The organism is Arthrobacter sp. MYb23 (assembly GCF_002979775.1).
In the GTDB taxonomy this organism is placed as follows: Bacteria; Actinomycetota; Actinomycetes; order Actinomycetales; family Micrococcaceae; genus Arthrobacter.
This window is the reverse complement of sequence record NZ_PCPR01000006.1, coordinates 54,295-78,673: the sequence shown is the minus strand read 5'-3', so window position 1 is coordinate 78,673 and position 24,379 is coordinate 54,295. Positions and strand designations below refer to the sequence as shown.

The following is a 24,379-nucleotide window of genomic DNA, read 5'->3' as shown; positions in this document are numbered from 1 at the left end:
ATCAGGCAGCAGCTACTGCAGTCCGGCGGCGCGAGCGAACGAACAGCCAGCTGAGCAGTGCCAGGAGTGCCACGCCACCGGTGATGGCCATGGTGTCAGCGTTGACCAGCGGGATCGCCGCTGCATCAAGGTTGGGACCAACAGTTGCGTTGGCCAGGTTGACGGTGGCGATGGAGCCTCCGGCAATGGCCACCTGCAGGGCACGCTGGGTGAAGGCGCCCGACGGAGCGGTTTCCTGAACGTTGACCTTGGCCGAAACCAGGGCGGTCAGGGCGGTGCTCAGAGGAGCCACAACGCTGGTAGCCACTGCACTGGTCACGCCGTTCAGCGCGGTAGTGAGCACTGCCAGGGCCGGAGCCGCAAGAAGTTTCGGAATGGGTCCGAGGGCATTGACCGCAGCCGTGGCGGTTGCCAGGGTGCTGCTGACCACCGAGGTGAGCTTGTTGGCAACAGCCTGCGGCAGGAAGGAAATCAGGTCCGTTCCGGCCGGCAGCGAGTTCAGGTCAGCAACGCCGGCAACAGCCAGGAGGTCAGCTTCGGTGATGGCGATGGTGCCGCCAGCTACCGGGTTGGCAACGGTGATGCCCAGCGGAGTCAGCACGGCGTTGGCGGTGTTGATGGCTGCGCTAACGGTGCCTGCAACGCCTCCAACAACGGTGCCGCCAACCTCAGCCGAAACACCGGCAAGGGCGTAGGCGCCCTGCGGTGCTGCGCCCTGGTCCTTCTTGGCTGCTGCCGCGAGGGTGGTGACCTGGAGGTTGACGTTCACCAGATCGGCGCCACCGAGGATGGCTGCGGTGCCGGCCGTAATACGGGCTGCCGGGATGGCGGGATCGCCGTTGCTCGGAAGGCCGCCGGGCAGGGTCACCAGGCCGGGAGCGCCGCTCACGGTACCGGAGAACGCTTCCGAGGAGCCATCGTTAACAGCCTTGCCGTACTGGCTGACTGCACCTACCTGGATGATGCCGTTGTTCTGCAGCAACGGGATGTTGCCCGCGCCCACGTTGACCACGCCGAAGACGGCGCTGAGGTCCAGCGGGGTGGTGTTTTCGATGACGGCCGGTCCAGCTGGCGGCGTCCCGATCTGCTGGGCGGTTGCTGCACCGTTGGCAGCGAGTCCGGCGAAGTTCGGGATGGCGAGGACTGAGCCATCAATGATCTGGCCACTGCCGATGGAAATCACGTCAGTGGGTGCTGCGTTGGCAGCCGGTGCGGCCACCAGGCCAATGGCCAAGGCCGAGACTGCGGTGACGCCGACAGCGGCGGGCCACAACTTGCTCTTGCTGTTCAAGTACTTCCCCCTTGCGAACGCTGCAGGACAAAGCAGGCCTGCAGCTGAGACCGTGGAGGCAATCGCCTCCCCGGTGCAAAATAACAAGGGGAAAGGGCCCCACCATGCGGAGGTACCCGAAGGGGTTAACCGCCCTGTTTCAGGGCCTCAAAGAGTCTGGAAAAGACTAGGCAAATTGGGGAACAGAGGTGAGGGCGGCGCTCAACTCGCGTACCGCCGTCGGGCCTCCCGCCACGAACCAGTTCAGTCCGTTGACCTGCACGACGGCGGTGTCCCCGCCGGCCGCGCGGACGATCGCCTTGCCGGGAAGCCAGTCCCATTCCGGGCAGCTGTGCTGGAACCAGCAGCCAAGTTCGCCGTCAGCCACCCGGCCGAGGTCGCAGGAGCCTGAACCGAACATGCGCAATGATGCGGCGGAAACTGCAGCAGCGTGCCACGGCATGGCGGCACGGGGATCCGCCAACCAGGTGGGATGGATGTAGGTGGCAGCAGAGATTTGGTTCACGGGGAGGTCGCCGAAACCTGAGATCGATTCGCCGTTCAGGGTGGCCGGGCGATCTTGGCCGCCCAGCCAGAGCTTGTCCAGTTCCGGTTGATAGATGGCCCCGAGGAGCACCTCCGGATCTGCAACCGGCTTGCCGCCGTGGTCTGAATCGTCGCGCTTAAGGGCAATGGCCGAGCACCAGTACGTGGAGCCGTGGAGGAAGTTGTAGGTGCCATCAACGGGGTCGATCACCCAGGTCCGGCCGCTGGTCCCGGCAACGGAGGCACCTTCCTCGCCGAGGATGCCGTCGTCGGGACGGCATCGCCGCAGCTGATCCATGACGTAAGCCTCTGCTGCGTGATCGGCTGCAGTGACGACGTCGGACACTGAGGTCTTGCGTTCGCCCTGCAGTCCGCCCATCCGCATGAGCAGCGCCAGCTGGCCCGCCTCGCGGACCAGGGCGCTGGCCAGTTGGTAGTCATCCAGTGATGGATCGAGTTCAGTTGCTGTGTGCCTGCCAGTGGTCATGGATCCAGCTTATGTGGCGGGATAATGAATGACATGGCCAAGACACCCGCCCAGCGCATCAAGAAGCACGGAGCAAAGGCAGTGGTTCCCGATCACTCGCTGCCTCCCGTGATCAACGCCACCACGCAGCGCACCCCGCAAAAGGCGCAGAGCAACTCCAAACTCATTGTGATCGCGGGAGTCGTGGCGAGCCTCTTCCTGTTCTGGTACCTGCACCTGCTCACCCTCAACCAGATGACGCAGCTCTCGGGCGGCCTGGCCATGCCTGATTCGTTGATCGGCGGCTTCTCGCAGGATTACATCGTCCAGCTTCGGGAGGCCATGGACGAGTCGGCCCGCGGCCAGCTCAATTACGTCCATAAGACTGCCGGCACCCTGTTTCCGCTGATTTTCGGTTTCAGCTGGCTCCTGCTGATCGGCACCAACGTGGCGCGAAAGTCATGGCGATGGGCATTGTGGGCTGCTCCCCTGCTGTTCGCGGTGGCTCACCTCTGGTCCAATGTGGCCATTGATTCGGTGCTGGCTTCCGAAGCGCCGGACGCCGGTTCGGTGGCTTTGGCCTCAGCAGTCACCGTTGCGTCCTGGGTACTGTTCCTGATCAGTCTCCTGTGCGGCGTACTGGCCGTGTTCCTGGGCAGGAAGAACCCCAAGCCCTCCTGATTATTTTCGGGCTTTCCGTTTTCTGCGCCACCCGTTCGCCGGCGCTGCACCCTTACCCGCCCAGCGCACCACACCTTCGTCGGCACCGCACCCCTACCCGCCAAATGCACCAGAGCTTACGGGCGCAATCGGCGGCAACGGGTGCGCAAAACTCACAGAGCCCCACCCGCGCGCCCCTACGCGCCCAGCGCACTACACGTTCACCACCACCGCACCCTTACCCGCCCGGCGCACCCGTGGTTCGCGCCCACCGCACCCTTACCCGCCCAGCGCACTACACGTTCACCAGCACCGCACCAGTACCCGCCCGGCGCACCAGTGGTTACGGGCGCAAACGGCGGCTACGGGTGCGCAAAACTCAAAGGACCCGGAGCCCGCGCCTCTCTGTGTGGACGCGCTGGGCAATCACCAGGCCAGCGGCTGCCAGGCCGATAGTCACCGGGTAGCCCATGAACCGTTCCAGCAATCCCGGCTGCGGCACTTCCATCCCTGTGATGGCACCGATGACGAGTGCCCCGATGCAGATCAGCCCGCAGGCAGCGAGGAACCAGCTCATCGGCGTCTGCCGCCACCACAGGACTCCCAGCAGCAGGAGCGCAAAGCCGCCGGCGATGAAAAACATCAAGGCGCCCGCAAAATGCCAGGGAGAGCCCAGGTCCTCCGGCACCAGACCCACAATCACCGTTCCCACCCCGGCAACACCGGTGAGGATCCGGATGGCGACAGCCAGGATCCACGGCACGGTCAACACGCGTGTCTGCGGGGATCCACCCGCAACAGCCCGAAAACGCCGGGCTTGCACACCGGGCCGCGCAGCAACGCTCAACAGCCCTGCCGTCAGGAACAGCGCACCGAGGACCAAGGCCAGGCCCTGCACCACGAACGAGGCATTCATCAGCAGATGCAGCGGCGAACAAACTGCCCTGTCCTCGTAGATGCCGCAGGAGACCGCCCCGAGGTCGCTGATGAACCCGGTGGTCCTGCTGTAGGGCTCCGGGCCTGACCAAGCCGCGATCACTGCAGCCTCAGCAACGAAGTATTGGACCACGCTCAATTGCGCCCAGCCGCCGATGTTCGCCCTGATGCTACGGGTATCCGGAAGGAAGGATCCAGCTGTTGCCGGTGCGCTCACGTGCCCTTTCATGAACGTCAGCCTAGCGGTGTTCGGGCAGCGCCCCGGCAGCTTGTATGCTTGTAGTCGTGTCCGGGCCCTCGAGCTCCAGCAGTGGGATTTAGAGCCATGGACACACAGGCCCTCGTAGCTCAGTGGATAGAGCACGGCTCTCCTAAAGCCGGTGTCGTTGGTTCGATTCCAATCGAGGGCACTTGAACCACCAGCAGCCCACCCCGGATTTGCAGGCCTACCTGGCCGGGAGCTGGCGCGTGGAGCGGACCCTCTTGGACCGGACGTCCGGCACCAACGGAACCTTTACCGGCGTCGTGCGCTATACCCTTAACCCCGACGGCGGCCTGGACTACCGCGAAGACGGAACCATGCACTGGCCTACTCACTCAGGGCCGGCATTCCGCGAGTATCTTCTGAAACCGGGCGCCGGGCCGGATTCGATGGACGTATTCTTCCCCGACGGCCGGCCATTCCATGTGATGAGCTTCTCCGACGAGGGCAACCAGGACAAGCACTGGTGCGACCCTGACGATTACCGTGTGGAGTACATGCGTGAGGGACCTGACTCGTTCAGCTTCACGTGGGATGTCCACGGGCCCGCCAAGGATCTGCTACTGGAATCGCACCTGGTACGGATCGACGCCGGGAGGCAACTGTGAGTGAAACCGGCACGGACCTGATCATTGTGAGCGCCGTCTGCGTCTACAACCAGCAAGGACAGCTGTTGACCGTCCGCAAACGCGGTACGGACAAGTTCATGCACCCGGGCGGCAAGCCCGAAGCCGGCGAAACCGCTGCCCAGGCTGCTTCCCGGGAGCTCTTCGAGGAAGTCGGCATCGAAGTATCGCCGGAGGTTCTCCAACCCCTGGGCGTGTGGCTGGCGGCAGCCGCCAATGAGGCTGCCACGGACATCCACGCCACCGTCTTCGCCGCCCCCGGAACGTGGGAGGCGCATCCTTCTGCGGAGATAGCGGAAATCCGCTGGCTGGACTTGAATGCGCCGCTTCCCGCCGACCTGGCGCCGTTGCTGACGGACCACGTCATCCCGCTGCTGACCCCGCCCAAGTAGGTAGCAGATCAGGCCGTTCTGAGCGCTCAGAACGGCCTGATCTGCTACCCAGTTGGGCTAAAGCTCCGGGACCGCTTCCTGTGCCACAGCGGTGGCCTCAGCGAACTGGGTTTGGTAGAGCTCCGCGTAGCGTCCGTCCGCAGCCAGCAGCTCAGTGTGCGTGCCACGCTCCACGATCCTGCCGTCCTCAACCACCAGAATGGCGTCTGCGGCACGGATGGTGGACAAGCGGTGCGCAATCACGACGGCGGTACGCCCCGCAAGCGCTTCGCCCAGGGCCGCCTGGACGGCGGCCTCGTTGGTGGAGTCCAACGCAGCAGTGGCTTCGTCGAGGATCACAACGCGGGGCTGCTTGATGAGGAGCCGTGCGATGGTGAGCCGTTGGCGTTCACCACCGGAGAGCCGGTAGCCGCGCTCCCCCACCACAGTTTCCAAACCGTCAGGCAGGGACCGGATCATCGGTTCCAGGCGTGCCCTCCGGAGCACATCCCACATGTCTTCATCGGTGGCCTCCGGCCGGGCGAGACGCAGGTTGGAGGCGATGGTTTCGTGGAAGAGGTGGCCGTCCTGGGTCACCATGCCCATGGTGTCGCGGAGGGAGTCGAAACTGAGGTCGCGGACGTCCACGCCTGTTCCGGGTTGTTGCCCGCCGAGGCGCACGGCGCCGGAGTCGACGTCGTAGAGGCGCGAGAGCAACTGGGCCACAGTGGATTTGCCAGCACCGGAGGAGCCCACCAGGGCAACAGTCTGGCCGGGTTCAACCCTGAAACTGACCCCGTGCAGGACTTCCTCCCCGCCCCGGGTGTCCAAGGTGGCAACGTCCTCAAGAGATGCCAGTGACACCTTTTCGGCCGAGGGGTAGGAGAAGCGGACGTCGTCGAATTCCACGGCAACAGGACCGCCCGGAACGTCAACGGCGTTCGGCTTCTGGGTGATCAACGGCTTCAGGTCAAGGATTTCGAAGACCCGCTCAAAACTGACCAAAGCACTCATGATTTCCACACGGGCATTGGACAGCGCCGTCAACGGAGCGTAGAGCCTCGTCAGAAGAAGCGCGAGCACCACCACGTCACCGGGTGCAAGCTGCCCGCCGATTGCCAGCCAACCGCCCAAACCATAAACCAACGCCAAAGCCAGCGCCGAAACCAACGTCAGTGCAGTGACAAACGTGAACTGCAGCATGGCAGTCCGGATTCCGATATCCCGGACCCGGCCGGCACGTGCCGCAAACTCACGGGATTCCTCGTCCGGGCGGCCGAACAACTTCACCAGCGTGGCACCCGGTGCGGAGAACCTCTCCGTCATTTGGGTGCCCATGGCAGCGTTGTGCGCCGCAGCTTCGCGGCGCAGGTCCGCCAACTTCGACCCCATGCGCCGGGCCGGGATCAGGAAGATGGGAAGCAACACCATGGCCAGCACGGTCACAAGCCAGGACGTGTTGAGCATGACGGCAAGCGTCAGGACCAGAGCCACCACATTGCTGACCACCCCGGACAATGTGCCCGCGAAAGCCGACTGAGCCCCGATGACGTCATTGTTCAGGCGGCTGACCAAGGCGCCGGTCCGTGTGCGGGTGAAGAACGCGATGGGCATGCGCTGCACGTGATCGAACACACGCGTCCGAAGGTCAACAATGACGCCCTCGCCAATGATCGAAGACAACCAACGGGTCACCAAGCCCACGCCAGCCTCGCCCACGGCGACGATGGCAATCAGGACGGCCAACCAAATGACTGTGCCCACGCCGGCGTTGGCAATAATGGCATCCACCACCTGACCAGCCAGCACAGGAGTAGCCACAGCCAGGAAAGCACCCGCGATCGAAGCGATCACAAAGGCAATGAGCTTGCCCTTGTGCGGCGCAGCAAAAGCCATGACCCTTTTCAGGGTTTCCTTGGAGAACGGCTTCGAGCCACTCTTGGCAGTGGTGATGTTGTACAACGAACTCCAGGCAACGCGGTCCATGCTCATGCTTACTTCTCCTGGCTTGGGGTGTGGTGCAGTTCCTGGACTTGGCCGTTATCCAAGTGCCAGCGCGAATCGAGCCGAACGTTTTCCAGCAGCCGGCGGTCATGGGTGACCAGCAGGAGCGCGCCCTCGTAGCTTTCCAGCGCCTCCTCCAGTTGCTCAATGGCCGGAAGATCCAAGTGGTTCGTGGGCTCGTCCAGCACCAGCAGGTTCACGCCGCGGGCCTGCAGCAACGCCAGCGCAGCACGGGTCCGCTCCCCCGGGGACAACGAATCCACGGTGCGGGAGGTGTGATCGGCTTTAAGGCCGAACTTGGCCAGGAGAGTGCGGACATCCGCACTGTTCCAGTCCATCAACACAGCTTCAACAGCGTCACCGAGCGGCCGCCCGCCGTCGAGCAGCCCACGCGCCTGGTCGATTTCGCCAATGGCCACCGAGGCACCCATGGAGGCATCGCCGTCGTCAGGTTCCTGCGTCCCCAACAACAGACGCAGCAGCGTCGACTTGCCGGCCCCGTTGGGCCCGGTGATGCCGATGCGCTCGCCACCGTTGAGTTGCAGGTTCACCGGACCCAGCGTGAAGTCACCTTGGCGGGCGACGACGTTGCGCAAGGTGGCGACGACGGCACTTGAGCGGGGTGCCTGGCCGATGCTGAACTGCAGCTGCCACTCCTTGCGGGGCTCTTCCACCTCGGTGAGCCGGGCAATGCGGGACTCCATCTGGCGGACTTTCTGGGCCTGTTTCTCGGACGATTCGCTGCTCGCGGCGCGACGGATCTTGTCATTGTCCGGGTTTTTCTTCATCGCGTTCCGGACGCCCTGGGAGCTCCACTCGCGCTGGGTGCGTGCCCGGGAGACGAGGTCAGCCTTGGTGTTGGCGAACTCGTCATAACGCTCCCTGGCGTGGCGCTTGGCTACGGCGCGTTCTTCGAGGAAGGCTTCGTAGCCGCCGTCGTATACCGCTACGGAGTTCTGGGCGAGGTCCAGTTCCACCACGGTTGTAACGCAGCGGGCCAGGAATTCGCGGTCGTGCGAGACCAGCACCACACCGCCGCGGAGGCCCTGGACGAAGGCCTCAAGCCGGGCAAGTCCATCAAGGTCAAGATCGTTGGTGGGCTCATCCAGAAGGACTACGTCGAAGCGGCTGAGCAGCAACGCGGCCAACGCCACGCGCGCAGCTTGCCCGCCGGAAAGGCCGGTCATCAGGGCGTCGGCGCCGAGCTCCAGGCCGAGGTCTGCCAGGACGGCCGGGAGCCGGTCCTCAAGGTCTGCTGCGCCGGAGGCCATCCAGCGATCGAAGGCCAGGGAATACGCGTCATCGGCTCCGGGAGCCCCCGAGCCAAGAGCTTCGGCCGTGGATTCCATCTCATGCGTTGCCTGCGCACAGCCCGTGCGCCGGGCAATGTACGCCGCGATTGTTTCGCCGGCGGTGCGCTCGTGTTCCTGCGGCAACCAGCCCACAAAGGCATCCGAGGGAGCAAGGCTGACGGTCCCCGCTTGTGGCTGGTCCACTCCGGCGAGGATGCGCAGCAGCGTGGATTTTCCGGCGCCGTTGGCTCCCACCACGCCCACAACATCGCCCGGCGCGACGGTCAGGGAAAGGTCCGAGAAAAGTGTGCGATGGCCATGACCACCGGCAAGATCCTTAGCCACCAAAGTTGCAGTCATTTGTCTATCCTCCAGCAAGGGAACGCGGAAACTCAGGCCGCGATTCCCGCGGGCATGGAAAAACCCGCTGGTCCGGACTTGGGGGGTGTACGGACCAGCGGGTTCAATCATCAAGCATAATTCAATGTGGCGTCAGCGTAAAATCGTTTCGTACTCCCACTTAGGTCCTCAGCTTGTCTGGCCTTAGCGGCCCCTCAAGGAAAGTTCTCCATGCCCTTACAGTCCAAGGCGTTCCAGCGCTGGCTTCATGGTGTTGCGCCCGAGGCCAGCACAGCTGACGTCTGCAGGATCGCGGGCATCAAGCGGACAACGTTGGCCCAGCAGCTGGTCCGTGGCAAGGTTGCCGAATCCACTTTGGTGAGTATCAGCCGCGGCTTCGCCGTCAATCCTGTTGAAGCCCTCGCCACTTTTGATCTTTACGCCGAGCTCCGGGGCGATCCCGTTCCGCCCACGTCCTGTGAATTGGTCAGCCAGGTAGCCACCATCGACTTGCTGCGCGCAGTGGTGGACCGCAGCGAACCCGGCTCCACCCCTGCCCCGCGTCTTTCCGAGCCACCGCACCCCACCTCAGTGCGGAACTGGGTGGACGCGATCGACGACGGCGAGTTGCGGCACCGGGTCAGCGACACCACCGGGATTGCACCGCAGAACTTCTCCGCACATCTGACAGCCAACCGGCTCCCGCCCGAACTGGCCATCGCCACCTCGCGCGCCGCCGGGGTGGGGCCGGCGGGAGGACTGGTGGCCGGTGGGTTGATTACGGAGGCCGAAGCAGGATGGCCCCCCAACGCCCGGCAGGAAGCTCTGGACAAATTGTCACAGGGCAGACTGGTGACGTTGGCCGGCGAACGCCTTTTGGCGCTCGGCAAAACACTCCGCCGGCAGGAACAAGACCACGAACGAACTGAACGAATTTGGGAGAACCTCGGATGACGGCCGTCCTGCCCTGGGTCACGCTGGTGGTGTGCCTGGCGATTACCCTCGCCCGGGTTCCAAGCGCATTCCGGGGGGAAAACCGTGAAGTGTTCTACATTTTTGCCCTGATCTCGTTGAGCATCTTCATCAGTATCGAGGCACCCTACCTGGTTATTGACGGGTGGTTCGGCGGGATGAACATCTGCAATCTGGTGCTCCGTTTCCTGCTGTACGGCACCTTCTACTTCATGGGCATCAAGATCGCCACAGCTTTCGGTTCACCCTCTGCGGTGCGTGCCATCCGGGGACCCCTCGGCATCACCGCCGCTGCAATTATCGGCGCCCTGACCATCTATTTCTTCGTCATTACGGACACGCAGGGATCCTCGGCCGGAATGAGCGGGCTGAAATGGGGACCTTCTTTGGACGGATACGCTGCGATGGGCCGCTTGTATCCAGGGTTCGTAGCTGCCTGCCTGGTACCCGCCATCTGGCGAACGGTGGTGAGCACGGCCCCTGTCCTGCTCCGCGTCGCCTCAGCATTCCTCCTGCTGGGACTATCGCTGCTGTTGTCCTCCCAGCTCTTTCCCCTCATTCCCTTTTCGGAGGCCTGGTTGCGGGTCCTCATCAACTATTCGGCGGCCCTCTTCACCTGCCTCGGACTGGCTGGCATCTGGTTCTCCAAGTCATTTGCGCGACGAAAGCAACGTTTCTCGACGTAAGACTTTCACAAAACCATTAGATCGTGGCACAATCATGAATGTGTGAACGCGGCTTGCAGCCTGACACCGGAATCAGAGAACGGGTTTCCGGTGGATGTGGCGCCCACGTGATCACAATTGGGGGGATGAGTGGTGGCGGGCTGTTGGGGACCGCCCCCACTCAGCCTTTTTAAGGGGACTTTCGCACGCCGCCCACCAAGCCTGGCCGGGGCGGTGACTAAGATGGCTCCATGAACAGCCTTCGTACCCGCCGCTCTGTCCTCGCAGCTACCCTGGCCGCGGCCGCCCTCGCACTTTCCGCGTGCGGCGGAGGATCTGCGCCCGCCCAGTCTGGCGGTGACACGTCCCTTTCAGACGTGAAATCCAAGGGCGAACTCATCATTGCAACTGAAGGTACCTACCGCCCCTTCAGCTTCCACGCTGACGGCGCCGGGGAGCTCACCGGGTTCGACGTCGAGATCGCCCAGGCTGTGGCCGGGAAACTCGGCGTGAAGGCCACCTTCCAGGAGACCCAGTTCGACGGCATCTTTGCCGGCCTGGAATCCAAGCGATTCGACACCATCGCCAACCAGATCTCCATTAATGACGAGCGCAAGGCCAAGTACGATTTCTCCACGCCTTACACCATTTCCACCGGCGTGGTAGTCACCAAGTCGGACAACAGCAGCATCAACAGCTTCGCGGATCTCAAGGGCAAGACCACCGCCCAGTCACTGACCAGCAACTTCTACAAGATGGCCGTTGAAGCAGGCGCCAATGTCCAGGCAGTGGAAGGCTGGGCCCAGTCCGCCACGCTGGTGCAGCAGGGACGGGTGGACGCCACGGTGAACGACAAACTCACGTATTTGGATTACGCCAAGAACACTCCCGACTCCGGCCTGAAGGTGGCCGCCGAGGCACCGGAAAAGACCGAGAGCGCCATGGTGTTCCGCAAGGGCTCCACGGAGCTCACAGCAGCCGTGGACAAGGCACTGGCCGATCTCCAGGCTGATGGCACCCTGGCCAAAATTTCGGAAAAGTACTTCGGTGCGGACGTCACCAAGTAGATGAACTGGGACCTCATCTGGAGTTCCTTCGGGCCACTGATCACCGGCGCCGTCACCGGGACCATTCCGCTGACGCTCGCGTCCTTTGCCTTCGGCTTGATTCTGGCGCTGGTTGTTGCCCTGATGCGCCTGAGCCCCAACTGGTTTCTGTCAGGCATTGGCCGCTTCTACGTCTCGGTCATCCGCGGCACTCCCCTGCTGGTGCAGCTCTTTGTGATCTTCTTTGGATTGCCCAGCATCGGCATCCGGCTTGACCCCTGGCCCAGCGCCATCATCGCCTTCTCACTGAACGTGGGCGGGTACGCCGCGGAGATCATCCGTGCGGCCATCCTGTCCGTTCCGAAGGGACAGTGGGAAGCCGGCCACACCATCGGCATGTCCCGCCCGCAGGCGCTGGTGCGCATCATCCTTCCCCAGGCAGCACGGGTGTCCGTTCCGCCGTTGTCCAACACCTTCATTTCGCTGGTAAAAGACACGTCCCTCGCCTCGCTCATCCTGGTCACCGAACTGTTCCGCAACGCCCAGCAAATCGCGGCGTTCAGCCAGGAGTTCATGGCCCTCTACCTGCAGGCAGCCCTGGTTTACTGGGTCATTTGCCTGGCCCTTTCCACAGCGCAATCCGCCGTGGAAAAGAGATTGGACCGCTATGTCGCCCACTAACGAGTCTGCACAGCAGCCGCACGTCGCCTCGGTCCTGGTGGCGCGGAACCTGGCCAAAGCCTTCGGAAGCAACGTTGTCCTGCGGGACATCGACATCGATATCCGGCGTGGTCAGGTGGTGGCCCTGATCGGGCCTTCAGGCTCCGGCAAGACCACGGTCCTGCGGTCCCTGAACGGCCTGGAAATTCCCGACGCCGGCACGGTCACCTTTGGAAGCGGCGATGCCTCAGCAGAGCTCGCCATCGACTTCGGCGCCAAGGTGGGGAAGAAAGAGGTGGCTGCGCTCCGGGACCGCAGCGCCATGGTTTTCCAGCATTACAACTTGTTCCCTCACATGACGGTCCTGAAGAACATCATCGAAGGGCCCGTTCAGGTCCAAAAACGGCCCCGCGCAGAGGCAATTGCCGACGCCGAACGCCTGCTGGAGCGCGTTGGCCTCGCGGACAAGCGCGATGCCTACCCCTTTGAGCTTTCCGGAGGCCAGCAGCAGCGCGTGGGAATCGTACGGGCGCTGGCGCTCAAGCCCCAACTTCTCCTCTTCGACGAGCCCACGTCAGCGTTGGATCCGGAACTCGTTGGCGACGTCCTCGGCGTGATCAAGGAACTCGCCGAGGAAGGGTGGACCATGGTGATCGTCACCCATGAGCTCGCCTTTGCCCAGCATGTGGCAGACGAGGTAATTTTCATGGACGGCGGCGTCGTCGTGGAACGCGGGCCGGCAGCTGAGGTGTTGCGGGCACCGCGTCAGGAACGGACCAAGCTCTTTGTGAAGCGGCTCCAGCACGACGTCTAGTGGTTTCGCAGGATGTAAGCGGTTCGCAGGATTTGAGTGGTTGGCAGGATCCAGGTAGGACACAAATATGGGGGATAAATCCTTGGAAGAGACAATCAGCGCGCCCCCCAGGGCCCGTTCCAGACGCACGGTCATCATTGTTGTTGCCCTCGTTGCGGCTTTGGTGGCCGCCGGGCTTGGCACCTGGTTTGCCCTGTCCCGGCCTGCCGAACCGGGCCGCGCAGATGTTGTCCGCTTGGATAAGCACCGCATGATCGTGGACAACTCGATGAACCTCTACGATCCCCTGGTGGAACAGTTCTCGGGGCGGTACTCGAACGCCATTTCCGAAAAAGCGGGACAGCCGGAAGAGGAGAAAGTCCTGAGCCAGGACCGTGAGCGCATAGTGCGCGAGTCGCAGGCAAACCGTGACCGCCTGGAACACATGGCCGAATCGCCGATACTCAAGGACCAGGCAGTCGCCGAGTCTTTCAACCGCTTCAAGGATCAGTACAGTGCGGTGATCGCCTACAACGATCAACTGCTGATCAACACCACCAACATCTACCGGTCTGTGGGCGGGCCGTGTGCAGCCCTGCATTCATCACTGAATGTGGCTAGTGAGACCTACGCCCAGGACTACGTCAAGAGTGCTGATGAGTGCCTGGCCGCGCTGGCCACCGCCAAAGACGGCGCCGACGCCGAGACCACCACCCTGCTCACCGAGGTGGAGGCAGTCATCCGCGGGCAGCGGGACAAGCAACAGGAAGTGCTCAATAGCAAGGACACCTTTGAGCGCCTCAGCAAGAGCATGCTTGCCGGACTTGCACTGTTGGATATCAATGACGCATTCGCCAAGGCTCAAACAACTTATGAGACTGCCACCAAGGACAAGTACTCAAAAATCATCGAGAGTGCCAACAGCGCAAACTCCGACTTCGAAGGCGTGCTCAAGAAGAGCCTGGAACAGTTTGATGCAGCATCCGGTGAGGGGAAATAGAGATGACCATGGAACCTGTCCGCAGTAAGCGCCGCCCGGTCCTCATTGCCCTTGCCATTGCTGTTGTGCTGGCGGTGGTCGCCTCGGTAGTGGTGATCGCCTTGACCAACTTCGCCGGTCAGCAGCGCAGGGAAAGCCTGACCCTCCTCAAGGATGAGCGGCTGAACGCACTCGTTGAGGCAAGGGACAAGATCCAGCCCGCTGCCAATGCCTACCTGGCCGCTTATAAGAAGGCTCGGAATGTCCCCGCAACACGAGAGGAGGCTGAGAAGAACTCCGCCAAAGAGCGGGACGACTTCCAACAGGCCATCAATTCCGCACGGTCAGCCCTGAGCGCCGTGCAGACGGGCAACGGCTCCAGTGAAGAAGCGGAGGGGATCGGCGTGGCGGCAGCCCAGCTTGGTGATTCCTACCAGGCCTACCTCGACTCCATGGAGGGCCTCGTGGAGTCCTACGCCCAGTTCGAAGGCCTCTTCAGGGAGGACGGCGCCGGGTGCAACGGACTCTTTGTGGGCTCCAAAGCAGCAAACCTCCGGGAACGCCAGACACTCCTTGGACAGGCCGCTGTCCCTTGCCGGGAAGCCGTCAACCAACTCAAACAATCCAAGAACATCTCCTACGTGGAGTTTGCCCGCACCTTGGACAACGAGATTGCCCAGCTGGAATCGCACGCGGAGACAACCGCAAAGTCCGAGGAGAACTACAACGAGTTTGTTCGGCTGAAGGATGAGTACGTCAAGAAGGCTGATGACGCCACCGCACGGAACGCCTCCGAGGAGGAACTCCTCAAGATTGCGGACGAAGTCAAGGCGTTCAACACCCGGATCAAGAACAACAGGTCAGAGTTCGACTTTGCGGCCAAACGCTATCTGAACGGCGTGAAGGAAATGCCCACCCTGGTTGAAGAAGTGTTCTCCAAGAACGTGGCAGCCCAGATTAAACACCACGACACCGTGATTCCCCTTCGGGTCCAGGTGCTCAAAGATGCCATAGACGCCGAACTGGCGGCGTAACCCAGCGAAGAGGCCTCAGCGAACAAGCCCCCCAGCGAATAGGCCTCAGCGAATAAGCCTCAGCGTGACCAGTTGGAAGGGCCGGAGCACCAGCTTGACGTCGGAGCCCGTCTCCACGGTCACGCCTGGAGCTTCCGTGGGGCGTTCCAGCAGGTCCGTGGCAACCGCATCAGAGCATTCGAAATTGGCCGTGAGGAGGCCTGTTGAGCGCTCCCCCAACGATTCATAGAGCCGGACAATGACATCGCCCGATCCGTCCTCGGCCAGCTTCACCGCCTCCACCACGATTCCGGGGTTGGACACGGAAAGCAGCGGTTCCACAGGCCGTCCGCCGGTGATGAACCTCGGCTTCAGGTTGGTGCGGTAGCCCTCTTCCACGGCGTCAGCGATCGCAGCGCCGGGCCGGATGGACAACTCGAGCGTGTGTTCGCCCCGGTCTGCCTCGGGGTCCGGGAACCGGGCGGAGCGCAGCAGCGAGGTGCGGACCGTCGTCGTGGTTCCGCCATCGGCACGGACTGCCCTGGTGACGTCGTGACCGTAGCTGGAGGAGTTGCTCACTGCCACCCCGTAGCCGGGCTCAGCCACGTGGATCCAGCGGTGCGCGCAGATCTCGAACTTGGCTGTTTCCCAGGAGGTGTTGGTGTGAGTGGGGCGGAATACATGGCCGAATTGGGTCTCGGACGCTGACCGGTCCGCCCTGACATCCAAGGGGAAGGCGATCTTGAGCATCTTTTCGCGTTCCTGCCAGTCCACTGTGGTGCTGATCCCCAGCGACGCCGCACCGGCGTCGAGCGTCAGGCGTTGGGTGATGGTGGAGGCACCCACTTTGCGCTTGACCACCACGACGACGGCCGCCGGCGAGCGCTCAATGTCGATCGCATCCGCTTGGGCCAGTGGCGTGACGTTGCGGCGGTAGAACTCTTCGATGTCCCAGGCGTCCCACTCGTTCGGGGTATCGCGGAACAGCTCCAGGAGGTTTCCGGTTTGTCCGGGGGCGATTGCGTCCCGCCCGCTTGCGTGGTCCACCAGCGACGTCAGCAGGCCGTCCCGGTTCAGGACAGCACGGATGATGCCGTTTTCCAGGACGTAGCCGTCGTCGACCTCGTCCACCTGAACACCGGACCCGGGCTCCGTTGCCCCGGCCGCCCCGAGCGCGGGGACGCCGTTACGCGGATGCGGAGCGGCGTTCAGCAGGAACTGTTGATCGCCCTCGCCTACCAGTGCTTGGGCTGCATCGCTGATGATTTCCTCAAGATCCCTGGCTATGGCTTCATAGTTCCGTTCAGCGTCCTGGTGGACCCACGCGATGGAGCTGCCGGGCAGGATGTCGTGGAATTGCTGGAGGAGAACCAGCTGCCAGAGTCGTTTGAGCTCGTCCGCGGGATAGGCGTAGGCCCCGCCCAGGCGGACGGCAGCGGTGGCGCACCACAGCTCCGCTTCGCGCAGGAGGTGTTCACTCCGACGGTTGCCGCGCTTGGTCTTGGCCTGACTGGTGTACGTCCCACGGTGCATCTCCAGGTACATCTCACCCACCCAGACCGGCAGCTTGGTGTACTCGGCTTCGGCCTTCGTGAAGAATTCCCTGGCTGTGCCCATTCGGACCTTCGGGGAGCCTTCCAAGTCCGCTGTGCGGTGCGCAGCGGCAACCATTTCGCGAGTAGGTCCGCCACCGCCGTCACCATAGCCGAAAGGCACCAGTGACATGGTCCCGCGGCCGTGATCACGGTAATTGCGCTCTGCGTGGGCCAGTTCGCGTCCGTGCAGCTCAGCGTTGTACGTGTCCACCGGAGGGAAATGCGTAAACAGCCGGGTGCCGTCTATGCCTTCCCAGGCGAAGGTGTGGTGCGGCATCCGGTTGACCTTGTTCCAGGAGATCTTCTGGGTGAGGAACCACCGCGAACCGGCTTCCTTGACGATCTGCGGGATGGCTCCGGAGTAACCAAACGAATCGGGGAGCCACGCCTCCTGGCAATCGATGCCGAACTCGTTCAGGAAGAAGCTCTTCCCTTCCACGAACTGGCGGGCCATGGCCTCGCCGCCTGGCATATTGGTGTCCGATTCCACCCACATGCCACCCACTGGAACGAACTGGCCGGCCTTCACCTTTTCCCGGATGCGCACAAAGAGCTCAGGGAAGAACTCTTTCATCCACGCCATCTGCTGTGCCGAAGAACAAGAGAACACAAAGTCCGGGTCTTCATCCATCAAGGCCACCACGTTGGAGAAGGTGCGGGCACACTTGCGGATGGTTTCGCGAACGGGCCACAACCAAGCGGAGTCGATGTGCGCATGGCCGGTAGCCAGCAGTTCGTGGGCCGAGGCGTATGCGGGACGGCTGAGGACCTGAGCCAGCTCTGCGCGGCCGGCGGCGGCGGTTCCGGCGACGTCGTCCGGGTCCATCACGTCCAGCATGCGCTCCAGCGCCCGCAGGATCTCATGGCGTCGCGGCATGTCCATGGGAAGTTCGTGCATCAAGCCGCTGAGGGTCCAGATGTCCTGGTTGAGTTCCCACACGGTTTCGTTCAGTTCAGCGATGGCGATCCGGCCAAACCGGTACCGGGGCTCTTCCCCGGAGGTGGCCTTGTCCCCCAGGGGCGTGGGCGCGAACGACCACCCCTGTGCGACGTCAGGATTGGCTGCGGCCTCCACATAGAAGTCCACTGAGTGGCCTCCGCCCAGAAGTTTGAGCGGCACGTGGTAATTCCGGGGCGAAATCGCCTTGATGATGCTTCCATCAGAACGCCACGCGGTGCCTTCGCACTGGAACCCGGGAACGTCGCTGTTGAAGCCAAGGTCAACAATGATCTCCACTGTGGTGGACTCAGCCATGCCCCAGTCCTCGGGCACCTCGCCCTGCAGGCGCAGCCACTTGGTGCTCCAGGCCTTGCCCCATGCAGCGCCGGGCTCCTGCGGCGCAAAGACCTGGCGTAGCGCTTCGGCGGCGGGTACGGGTTCGCCCGGCACATCCCAACTGCTCAGCTGAAGCGGGATCGCCCGGCCGTAAATAGCCGGAAGAATGCGTTCCCGAACAAATCGGTCGAGACGCTGTTCAGTGATCCGGCGGTCGTCGTGCAATGAGTTCCCCTTTGGGCGTTCGCTGGGTGGCAAGTCTCGTAAACTGGCCCCTAAGTGCTGGGCGCGGACGGCGAAGGTGGCATCGCCGGGCTTCCAATCGATGGATAAAATCTACGTTGTTCCATCTTATTAGCCAAGTGACTGCGCACTATCGCCCACAGCCTGCGCGTCCGTATCCGGGGCGTCCACCACTACCCTGTCCCGCCCGGCGTACACGTTGAGGCTGTGCCCACGGCTGAAGCCGGCCAGGGTGATCCCCGTTTCCTCCGCCAGCTCCGCAGCGAGGCTGGACGGCGCGCTCACGGCAGCCAGCACAGGAATGCCCGCCATGGCCGCTTTCTGAACGAGCTCGAACGAAGCCCTGCCGGATACCTGGAGCACCGTGCCCTTCAGCGGGAGCATCCCGGCGCGCAAGGCCCAGCCCACCACCTTATCCACGGCATTGTGCCTGCCTACGTCCTCCCGCAGGCACAGCAGCTCGGTGCTGCCGTCGTCGTGAATCCTGAAGAGACCAGCAGCGTGCACGCCACCGGTTTTATCAAAGACCGCCTGCGCCTCACGGAGGCGGTCCGGCAGTGCGGCCAAGGCCCGGACAGGGACCGTAACGTTGTCCTCCCGAGGGCTGTGATGGGAGGACTTGCGGACAGCCTCGATCGAGTCCGTGCCGCAGATTCCACAGGAGCTGGAGGTGTAGACGTTACGGCCGGTATCGGGCCGTTCCACATCCGGGCGGAGCTGCGCATCCACCACGTTGAAGGTCTGCACACCGTTTTCGTCTTCCCCGGAGCAGAAACGTTCCGAGACCAGCTGACCCGGTTCCCAAATAATTCCTTCAGACACAAGGAACCCTGCCACGAGGTCGAAGTCGTCTCCCGGGGTCCGCATGGTCACGGAGAACGACATCTCGCCTAAGCGGATCTCCAGCGGTTCCTCAACGGCCAGGACGTCTTCCTTGAAACGGACGGGATGCTCCAATGCCTGTGGTGAGCCGTCCAAAACAAACTTGTGCACCTTGCGGCGCTGGGTTACGCGTCCCATATCAGGATCCGTTCTCCTCATGCTTGACGAAACGCACCGTCATGGCTTTATAGCCGGGGGTGTTGGACTCCCGGGCTACGAGCTCGCGGTGCACCAGCGCGTTGGCTTCCGGGAAGTACGCCGCGGCACAGCCTTTGGCCGTGGGGTACCCGACGAGCCGGAACTGGTTGGCCCGCCGTTCCGTTCCCGCGAAGGTGGAGATCACATCCACCAGATCCCGGTCCTCGAAGCCCAGTTCCTTCAGGTCATCCGGGTGGACCAGGATCACTCGCCGTCCCTCCGAGACGCCGCGATACCGGTCATCCAAACCATAGAACGTGGTGTTGTATTGATCGTGGCTGCGAACCGTCTGCAGGATCAGGTGGCCCGCCGGTGCTTCAAGGTACTCCAGCGGGCGCACGGAGAAACGTCCCTTGCCGATGTCCGTGGCGAAGGTCCGGGTATCCCGGGGCGGGTTGGGGAGGACGAAGCCGTTCTTGGTTCGAACCCTGGCATTGAAGTCCTCAAAGCCGGGAATGACACGCGAGATGTGGTCCCGGATGACGTCATAGTCCTCGGCCATGGCACGCCAGTCCACGCTGTGGTTGTCCCCCAGCGTCGCCTGCGCCATGCGGGCCACAATCACAGGTTCGCTCAGAAGGTGCTCGGACACAGGCTCCAGCCGGCCTTGGGTTTTGTGGATGACGGACATGGAGTCCTCCACCGAAAGGAACTGCTTTCCCTTGGGGTGTTTGTCATCAGTATCCGTCCGGCCCAGCGTGGGCAGGATCAGGGACGTTTTGCCGTGCACCACGTGGGCGCGGTTGGGCTTGGTGGAAATATGGACCGTGAGTCCAGCCTTCTTCAAGCCTTCCTCCAAGGCTGCCGTGTCCGATCCTGCCGCGGCGAAGTTTCCGCCCATGGAGACGAAAACATCCACCTCGCCCTTTTCCAGGGCGTGCTGGGTTTCCACGGAGTCGTAGCCGTGATCCCGCGGCATGTGGAAGCCGAACTCCGCATCCAGCGCCGAGAGGAACGGTTCCTTGGGTTTCTCCCAAATGCCCATGGTGCGGTCGCCTTGAACATTGGAGTGGCCCCTGACAGGGCAGGCACCGGCTCCACGCTTTCCGAAGTTGCCCTGAAGCAGCAAGAGGTTGATGATCTCCCGGAGTGTATCCACCGAGTGGGGCTGCTGGGTCAAACCAAGAGCCCAGCAGATGATGGTTGCCTTTGACGCCGCCATCATCGCGGCCGCCTGGGTAATCTCTTCCCGGCTCAGCCCTGTTGCCCGCTCCGTTTCGTCCCAGTCCAGCACCGATCTGGCTTCTTTGTAAGCCGTGAAGCCTTCGGTCTGCTCATCAATAAAGGAATGGTCGACGACGGTCCCCGGCTTGCGCTTCTCTTCCTCCAGGAGCAGGTGGCCCAAAGCCTGGAACAGGGCGAGGTCGCCGCCCACCTTGATCTGCAGGAACTCATCAGCGATGGTGGTGCCGCCACCGATGACACCATTGAGGGACTGGGGATCCTTGAAGTTCAGGAGACCGGCTTCGGGAAGCGGGTTGACCGCGATGATTTTGCCGCCGTTATTCTTGCAGTCACGGAGGGCGGAGAGCATGCGAGGGTGATTGGTTCCGGGGTTTTGGCCCACCACCAGGACCAACTCAGCGTGGTGGATGTCCTCCAGCGAGACGGTGCCTTTTCCGATTCCGATGGTGGGGTTGAGGGCACTGCCGGAAGACTCATGGCACATGTTGGAGCAATCGGGAAGGTTGTTGGTGCCGAGGCTTCGCGCAAACAACTGGTACATGAAGGCGGTCTCGTTGGCCGTCCTGCCGGAGGTGTAGAACACACACTTGTCCGGCGTCGAGGCGTTAATGTGTTCACCGATCAAGGCAAAAGCGTCAGCCCACGTGATGGGCGAATAGTGGGTGCCACCCGGTCTGATCACCACGGGCTCGGACAATCTGCCCTGGCTTCCCAACCAGTACTCGGTCTTATCCTCAAGGTCCGCGAGGGAATGCTTGGCCCAGAATTCGGCGTCCACCGTCCGGGTGGTGCTCTCCTCGGCAATCGCTTTGGCGCCGTTCTCGCAAAACTCTGCGGGACTACGCCTGCCCGTAATTGATTCCGGCCATGCGCACCCCGGACAATCGAAGCCGTCATGCTGGTTGACCCTGAGCATGGAACGCACGGTACGGCCTACACCAGCTTGGGCGTAGCCGCGTTCGAGGGCCACCGTGACAGCTTTGAGGCCTGCCGCAGCTTGTTTGGGCGGGTGGATCTGCAGGTCATCTTCGTTGATGTCCTGTTCGGGAGCATGCCTGTTCATGAGTCCATCATTGCACTTTGTCACCAGACCCAAAGCCCCTTATGACACGCTTCAAGCGTCCAGCCCGCTCCAGTCCACCGGGCCGGAAGGAGCCTTCCTTTGTTGCCGTGGTGCCGCTTTCCGCGCCTTCTCTTCCGGGGCCTTCGGCACAGGCAGCGCTTTGCCCCAAGGCAGTGCGAACGCAGGCACCATCTCACCCAGCTGGACTCCGTGGGGCGGCACCACCATCACCCCATCCGCGCCGGCCAGGCCACGCATCATTCCAGGGCCTGCATGTTGGGCCGGCGATGCCAGTCCGTACACCAGCTTGAATGGCATCAGGCGCGTGCGCCCGGGCTCGGCATCAAGGGTGGTACCGCAAGGCACCTCACCCACCTCCTTCAAACGGCCGTGACCCAAAGCAGCCAGCAGGGGTGCCCCCACGGTGAACAAAGCCATCATGGCGGCCAGGGGATTTCCCGGCAGTCCCAACACAAACCGGCCATCGGGCAGCTCCGCCAACACTGCCGGATGTCCCGGACGCATGGCAATGCCATCAATCAGCAAACTGCCACCCAGTTCAGCGACGGCTTTTCGAAGGTGGTCCGTTCCCGAGCGTCCCGTTCCGCCCGTAGTAATAACGACGTCGGCAGGCGGTTCCGCTTCAACGTACGGTTCCTCGGGTGTCAGTTCGCCCAGCGTCGGCTCAGTATCCTGGAGCGCGTCAATCCACTCTTCGTAGCTGTCACCTACCCTTAGCTGTTCCCCGGCAATGCCGCCCAAAAGCTCCACCACGGCCCCCAGTTGCGGGCCGAAAGTATCCCTGACCTGGCCGGGCCGTGGAACCCCATGGGATACCACTTCCGAACCCGTCAGCAAGAAACGGACCAACGGTTTTCCGAGAACCTCAAGATGATCCAAGCCCGCCAGCGCTGCCACAGCAATATGGGCCGGATTCAGCATCGTCCCAGCCTTGAGCAGGACGTCACCCTCGGCGGCCTCTTCTGCAGCTTTGCGGATGTGTTGACCGTTCCGGGGCTCCCCCGGTTTGGCGCTGCCGCCCAGCGCAAGAACCGGCAGGCCGTCGTCGTCGGTGGTCATCACGCCGCTCTCGCTCCGCAGCACCGCTTTGGCGCCGGGCGGTATCAGCCCACCCGTAACAATGGGACTCGCCTGGTGAGGTGCCAGCCTCTGCCCCGGCTCGCTGAGGATCCACGGGCCGCTGCCGTTGACGGCCCACCCATCCATAGCGGACGAGGCGTAGTGCGGCATGTCCTGCACAGCCAGGGCGTCCGAGGCCAAAGTGCGCCCCAGGGCTGCACTGAGCGGCACGGGACCTGACGGAATGGGAGCCGCGGCATCGAAAGCGCGCTGCCGGGCCTCATGCCATGTGTGTGCCGCGTGATGGCCCTCGTGGGGGGCCACCGTCATTCGGTGCCGGTCCCGGACTCCGAGTACTCCTTGGAAACTTTGCGGGCCAGTTCCAAGGCAGCGTTCATGGACGTCTCATCGCTGGCCTGGCCAATCCCCCGCGCCATGCCAGCCGCGTATCCGGCAATAAATGTAGTCAAGGGTGCGGCCGGGCGCACCACGGAGTGCGCTGCAACACCGGCGACCGCCAGGACCTGGTTGATGTCCACTTCCACGCCCTCCAGCTCGAAAGCCTGAAGCAGTGTCCGGCACCATTCCTCGAGCGTCTCTTCCTGGCTCTTCACGTCCGCCTCCACCTCGTAGTCAATGCCCCTCGTAGTTAATTCCCAAGGCCGCCGCGTCCTCCCAGGTGTCCACGTCATCCGTGGACCCTGCGGGGACCTCAACGTCCAGCACGTTCAGCCTAGCAAGCAGCCGGAACACTGAAGAGTCCGTTAGGCCGGAACCTTCTGACGCTAAGCCCACTTCCCTTTCCAAGGCGGCTGTTCCGTACGCCCCCAGGAGTGGTTGCTTCCGCCCGTCCAGAGAGACAGCCATGGCGCCTTCCACCCCTGGACTGGATTCCAGTGCGGCCCAAAGGAGGCCAACACCGCGGGATGCATGCGGCATATCGCAGGCCAGCACCAGCGTCCATGGGCTACTATGACCATTTTTCTTCAGCGCAGCCAGACCGGCCGCAATAGCTGCCGCCGGCCCAGCGAAGACAGGTTCTTCGCGTGTCCGCAGAACGGAATCCGGCAGACGGACGCCGTCTGGTACATGGCCACCGGCGCCTTGCTCACGGCCGTCTCCTGAACCGGGTGCATCCGGGCCCACCAGCACTACAGCAGAAGCACCCCGGGCAGCGTGCAGGGCAAGGGAAAGGAGGGTGTCGCCGTCGTACTTCAAGGTTGGCTTGGGCACGCCACCGAGGCGGGTGGCCCTGCCACCCGCCAAAATCACGGCATTGAACTCCATCTGCCCAGATTACCCGGGACGGACGGAGTCCAGCAGAAATCGATCAGGCAGCGGATTCCGGCAACAGGAACGGGTCCCAGTCCGGCGCAGGTTTCTCGAGTTCTTTGATCTGCCACATGGTTCCCTGGGGCACGCCGGGCGTGAAACGGAGTTTCCAACCCATCTCTGCCAGCGTGTGGTCACTCTTGGCGTTGTTGCATTTCAAGCACGCCGCGACCAGGTTTTCCCAGGAATCCGCGCCGCCCCTGGATTTGGGGTGGACGTGGTCTATGGTGTGGGCTGTCTTCCCGCAGTAGGCGCAGCGATGACCGTCGCGGCGAAGGACCCCGCGACGGCTCACGGCGGTAATCCTGTTGTACCGGGGACGGATGTAGCGGTTGAGAAGGATCACGGAAGGTCTTCCGAGGATCTCCTGTGGCCCGACGACAGGCTCGTCGCCTTCGGCCACCACGCTAGCTTTCCCGGTCAGCACAAGGACCAGCGCCCGGCGGAATGTTATTACCGCCAGCGGTTCATATCCAGCATTCAGAACGAGTGTGCGCATGCACGTACCTCTTCACGGCCGCACCCGTCAGGGGCACGAGGGCCGGCTGCCCTCTGCTTGTACGGGCTGTGGATCGACACCATAAGGGTAAGCACTTATATGCCGTATCAACGAATTTTTCTGTCG

The 24,379-nt window shown here is 62.9% G+C and carries 22 protein-coding genes and 1 tRNA gene; 11 read left to right on the top strand and 12 right to left on the bottom strand.

Annotation, left to right across the window (positions count from 1 at the left end):
* Position 1 precedes the first annotated feature (1 nt).
* Both CQ020_RS09090 and CQ020_RS09085 read right to left on the bottom strand, forming a co-directional pair.
* On the bottom strand, positions 2–1,291 hold the full coding sequence (locus tag CQ020_RS09090; RefSeq protein ID WP_105691550.1) for a choice-of-anchor G family protein: 1,290 nt from the start codon (positions 1,289–1,291) through the stop codon (positions 2–4).
* Positions 1,292–1,457: 166 nt separating this feature from the next.
* Positions 1,458–2,303, bottom strand: a complete 846-nt coding sequence (locus CQ020_RS09085) for an inositol monophosphatase family protein (protein ID WP_105691549.1) — start codon at positions 2,301–2,303, stop codon at positions 1,458–1,460.
* 33 nt (positions 2,304–2,336) lie between these two features.
* Between CQ020_RS09085 and CQ020_RS09080 the strand changes: the two genes are divergently transcribed.
* The gene (locus tag CQ020_RS09080) at positions 2,337–2,963 is read left to right on the top strand and encodes a hypothetical protein (protein WP_105691548.1); all 627 of its coding nucleotides are present in this window, start codon (positions 2,337–2,339) and stop codon (positions 2,961–2,963) included.
* 358 nt (positions 2,964–3,321) lie between these two features.
* On the opposite strand, the gene CQ020_RS09075 is transcribed toward CQ020_RS09080, so the two are convergent.
* On the bottom strand, positions 3,322–4,107 hold the full coding sequence (locus CQ020_RS09075) for a DUF998 domain-containing protein (protein WP_146116646.1): 786 nt from the start codon (positions 4,105–4,107) through the stop codon (positions 3,322–3,324).
* Between the two features lie 108 nt (positions 4,108–4,215).
* Here CQ020_RS09075 and CQ020_RS09070 point away from each other — a divergent pair.
* From CQ020_RS09070 to CQ020_RS09060, 3 genes are all read left to right on the top strand, one after another.
* Positions 4,216–4,288 (top strand) — tRNA-Arg (locus CQ020_RS09070).
* A 1-nt stretch (position 4,289) separates the two neighbouring features.
* Positions 4,290–4,748: a DUF6314 family protein gene (locus tag CQ020_RS09065; RefSeq protein ID WP_105691546.1), complete on the top strand. Its 459-nt coding sequence runs from the start codon at positions 4,290–4,292 to the stop codon at positions 4,746–4,748.
* Complete coding sequence (locus tag CQ020_RS09060; RefSeq protein WP_105691545.1) at positions 4,745–5,158, top strand: NUDIX domain-containing protein; 414 nt, start codon at positions 4,745–4,747, stop codon at positions 5,156–5,158. Before CQ020_RS09065 ends, CQ020_RS09060 begins: the two co-directional genes overlap by 4 nt.
* Before the next feature lie 57 nt (positions 5,159–5,215).
* Here the strand turns inward: CQ020_RS09060 and CQ020_RS09055 are convergent, their stop codons facing one another.
* Complete coding sequence (locus CQ020_RS09055; protein WP_105691544.1) at positions 5,216–7,129, bottom strand: ABC transporter ATP-binding protein; 1,914 nt, start codon at positions 7,127–7,129, stop codon at positions 5,216–5,218.
* 2 nt (positions 7,130–7,131) lie between these two features.
* Positions 7,132–8,793 carry an ABC-F family ATP-binding cassette domain-containing protein gene (locus CQ020_RS09050; protein WP_105691648.1) on the bottom strand — a complete coding sequence of 554 codons (1,662 nt, stop codon included), beginning with the start codon at positions 8,791–8,793 and terminating at the stop codon, positions 7,132–7,134.
* Between the two features lie 210 nt (positions 8,794–9,003).
* Between CQ020_RS09050 and CQ020_RS09045 the strand changes: the two genes are divergently transcribed.
* From CQ020_RS09045 to CQ020_RS09015, 7 genes are all read left to right on the top strand, one after another.
* Complete coding sequence (locus CQ020_RS09045; RefSeq protein ID WP_105691543.1) at positions 9,004–9,726, top strand: hypothetical protein; 723 nt, start codon at positions 9,004–9,006, stop codon at positions 9,724–9,726.
* On the top strand, positions 9,723–10,430 hold the full coding sequence (locus tag CQ020_RS09040) for a hypothetical protein (RefSeq protein WP_105691542.1): 708 nt from the start codon (positions 9,723–9,725) through the stop codon (positions 10,428–10,430). The genes CQ020_RS09045 and CQ020_RS09040 overlap by 4 nt, the downstream gene beginning before the upstream one ends.
* Positions 10,431–10,660: 230 nt before the next feature.
* Positions 10,661–11,476: an amino acid ABC transporter substrate-binding protein gene (locus CQ020_RS09035; RefSeq protein WP_105691541.1), complete on the top strand. Its 816-nt coding sequence runs from the start codon at positions 10,661–10,663 to the stop codon at positions 11,474–11,476.
* A complete protein-coding gene (locus CQ020_RS09030; protein WP_024819820.1) occupies positions 11,477–12,136 on the top strand; it encodes an amino acid ABC transporter permease in 660 nt (219 codons plus the stop codon).
* The gene (locus CQ020_RS09025; RefSeq protein WP_105691540.1) at positions 12,123–12,929 is read left to right on the top strand and encodes an amino acid ABC transporter ATP-binding protein; all 807 of its coding nucleotides are present in this window, start codon (positions 12,123–12,125) and stop codon (positions 12,927–12,929) included. The genes CQ020_RS09030 and CQ020_RS09025 overlap by 14 nt, the downstream gene beginning before the upstream one ends.
* A gap of 67 nt (positions 12,930–12,996) precedes the next feature.
* A complete protein-coding gene (locus tag CQ020_RS09020) occupies positions 12,997–13,908 on the top strand; it encodes a hypothetical protein (protein WP_105691539.1) in 912 nt (303 codons plus the stop codon).
* A gap of 2 nt (positions 13,909–13,910) precedes the next feature.
* Complete coding sequence (locus CQ020_RS09015; protein WP_105691538.1) at positions 13,911–14,921, top strand: hypothetical protein; 1,011 nt, start codon at positions 13,911–13,913, stop codon at positions 14,919–14,921.
* A 45-nt stretch (positions 14,922–14,966) separates the two neighbouring features.
* On the opposite strand, the gene CQ020_RS09010 is transcribed toward CQ020_RS09015, so the two are convergent.
* From CQ020_RS09010 to CQ020_RS08985, 7 genes are all read right to left on the bottom strand, one after another.
* Entirely contained in the window at positions 14,967–17,996 is a 3,030-nt protein-coding gene (locus tag CQ020_RS09010) for a glycoside hydrolase family 38 C-terminal domain-containing protein (protein WP_105691537.1), read from the bottom strand.
* A 129-nt stretch (positions 17,997–18,125) separates the two neighbouring features.
* Positions 18,126–19,034 carry a formate dehydrogenase accessory sulfurtransferase FdhD gene (gene fdhD / locus CQ020_RS09005; RefSeq protein WP_105691536.1) on the bottom strand — a complete coding sequence of 303 codons (909 nt, stop codon included), beginning with the start codon at positions 19,032–19,034 and terminating at the stop codon, positions 18,126–18,128.
* Position 19,035: 1 nt separating this feature from the next.
* Complete coding sequence (locus tag CQ020_RS09000) at positions 19,036–21,342, bottom strand: FdhF/YdeP family oxidoreductase (protein ID WP_181151820.1); 2,307 nt, start codon at positions 21,340–21,342, stop codon at positions 19,036–19,038.
* A 51-nt stretch (positions 21,343–21,393) separates the two neighbouring features.
* Entirely contained in the window at positions 21,394–22,752 is a 1,359-nt protein-coding gene (locus CQ020_RS08995; RefSeq protein ID WP_105691534.1) for a molybdopterin molybdotransferase MoeA, read from the bottom strand.
* On the bottom strand, positions 22,749–23,036 hold the full coding sequence (locus CQ020_RS24320) for a DUF6457 domain-containing protein (RefSeq protein ID WP_219844500.1): 288 nt from the start codon (positions 23,034–23,036) through the stop codon (positions 22,749–22,751). Before CQ020_RS24320 ends, CQ020_RS08995 begins: the two co-directional genes overlap by 4 nt.
* A gap of 19 nt (positions 23,037–23,055) precedes the next feature.
* The gene (locus CQ020_RS08990; RefSeq protein WP_219844501.1) at positions 23,056–23,709 is read right to left on the bottom strand and encodes a molybdenum cofactor guanylyltransferase; all 654 of its coding nucleotides are present in this window, start codon (positions 23,707–23,709) and stop codon (positions 23,056–23,058) included.
* 43 nt (positions 23,710–23,752) lie between these two features.
* Complete coding sequence (locus CQ020_RS08985; RefSeq protein ID WP_024819811.1) at positions 23,753–24,253, bottom strand: HNH endonuclease; 501 nt, start codon at positions 24,251–24,253, stop codon at positions 23,753–23,755.
* Positions 24,254–24,379: the final 126 nt, after the last annotated feature.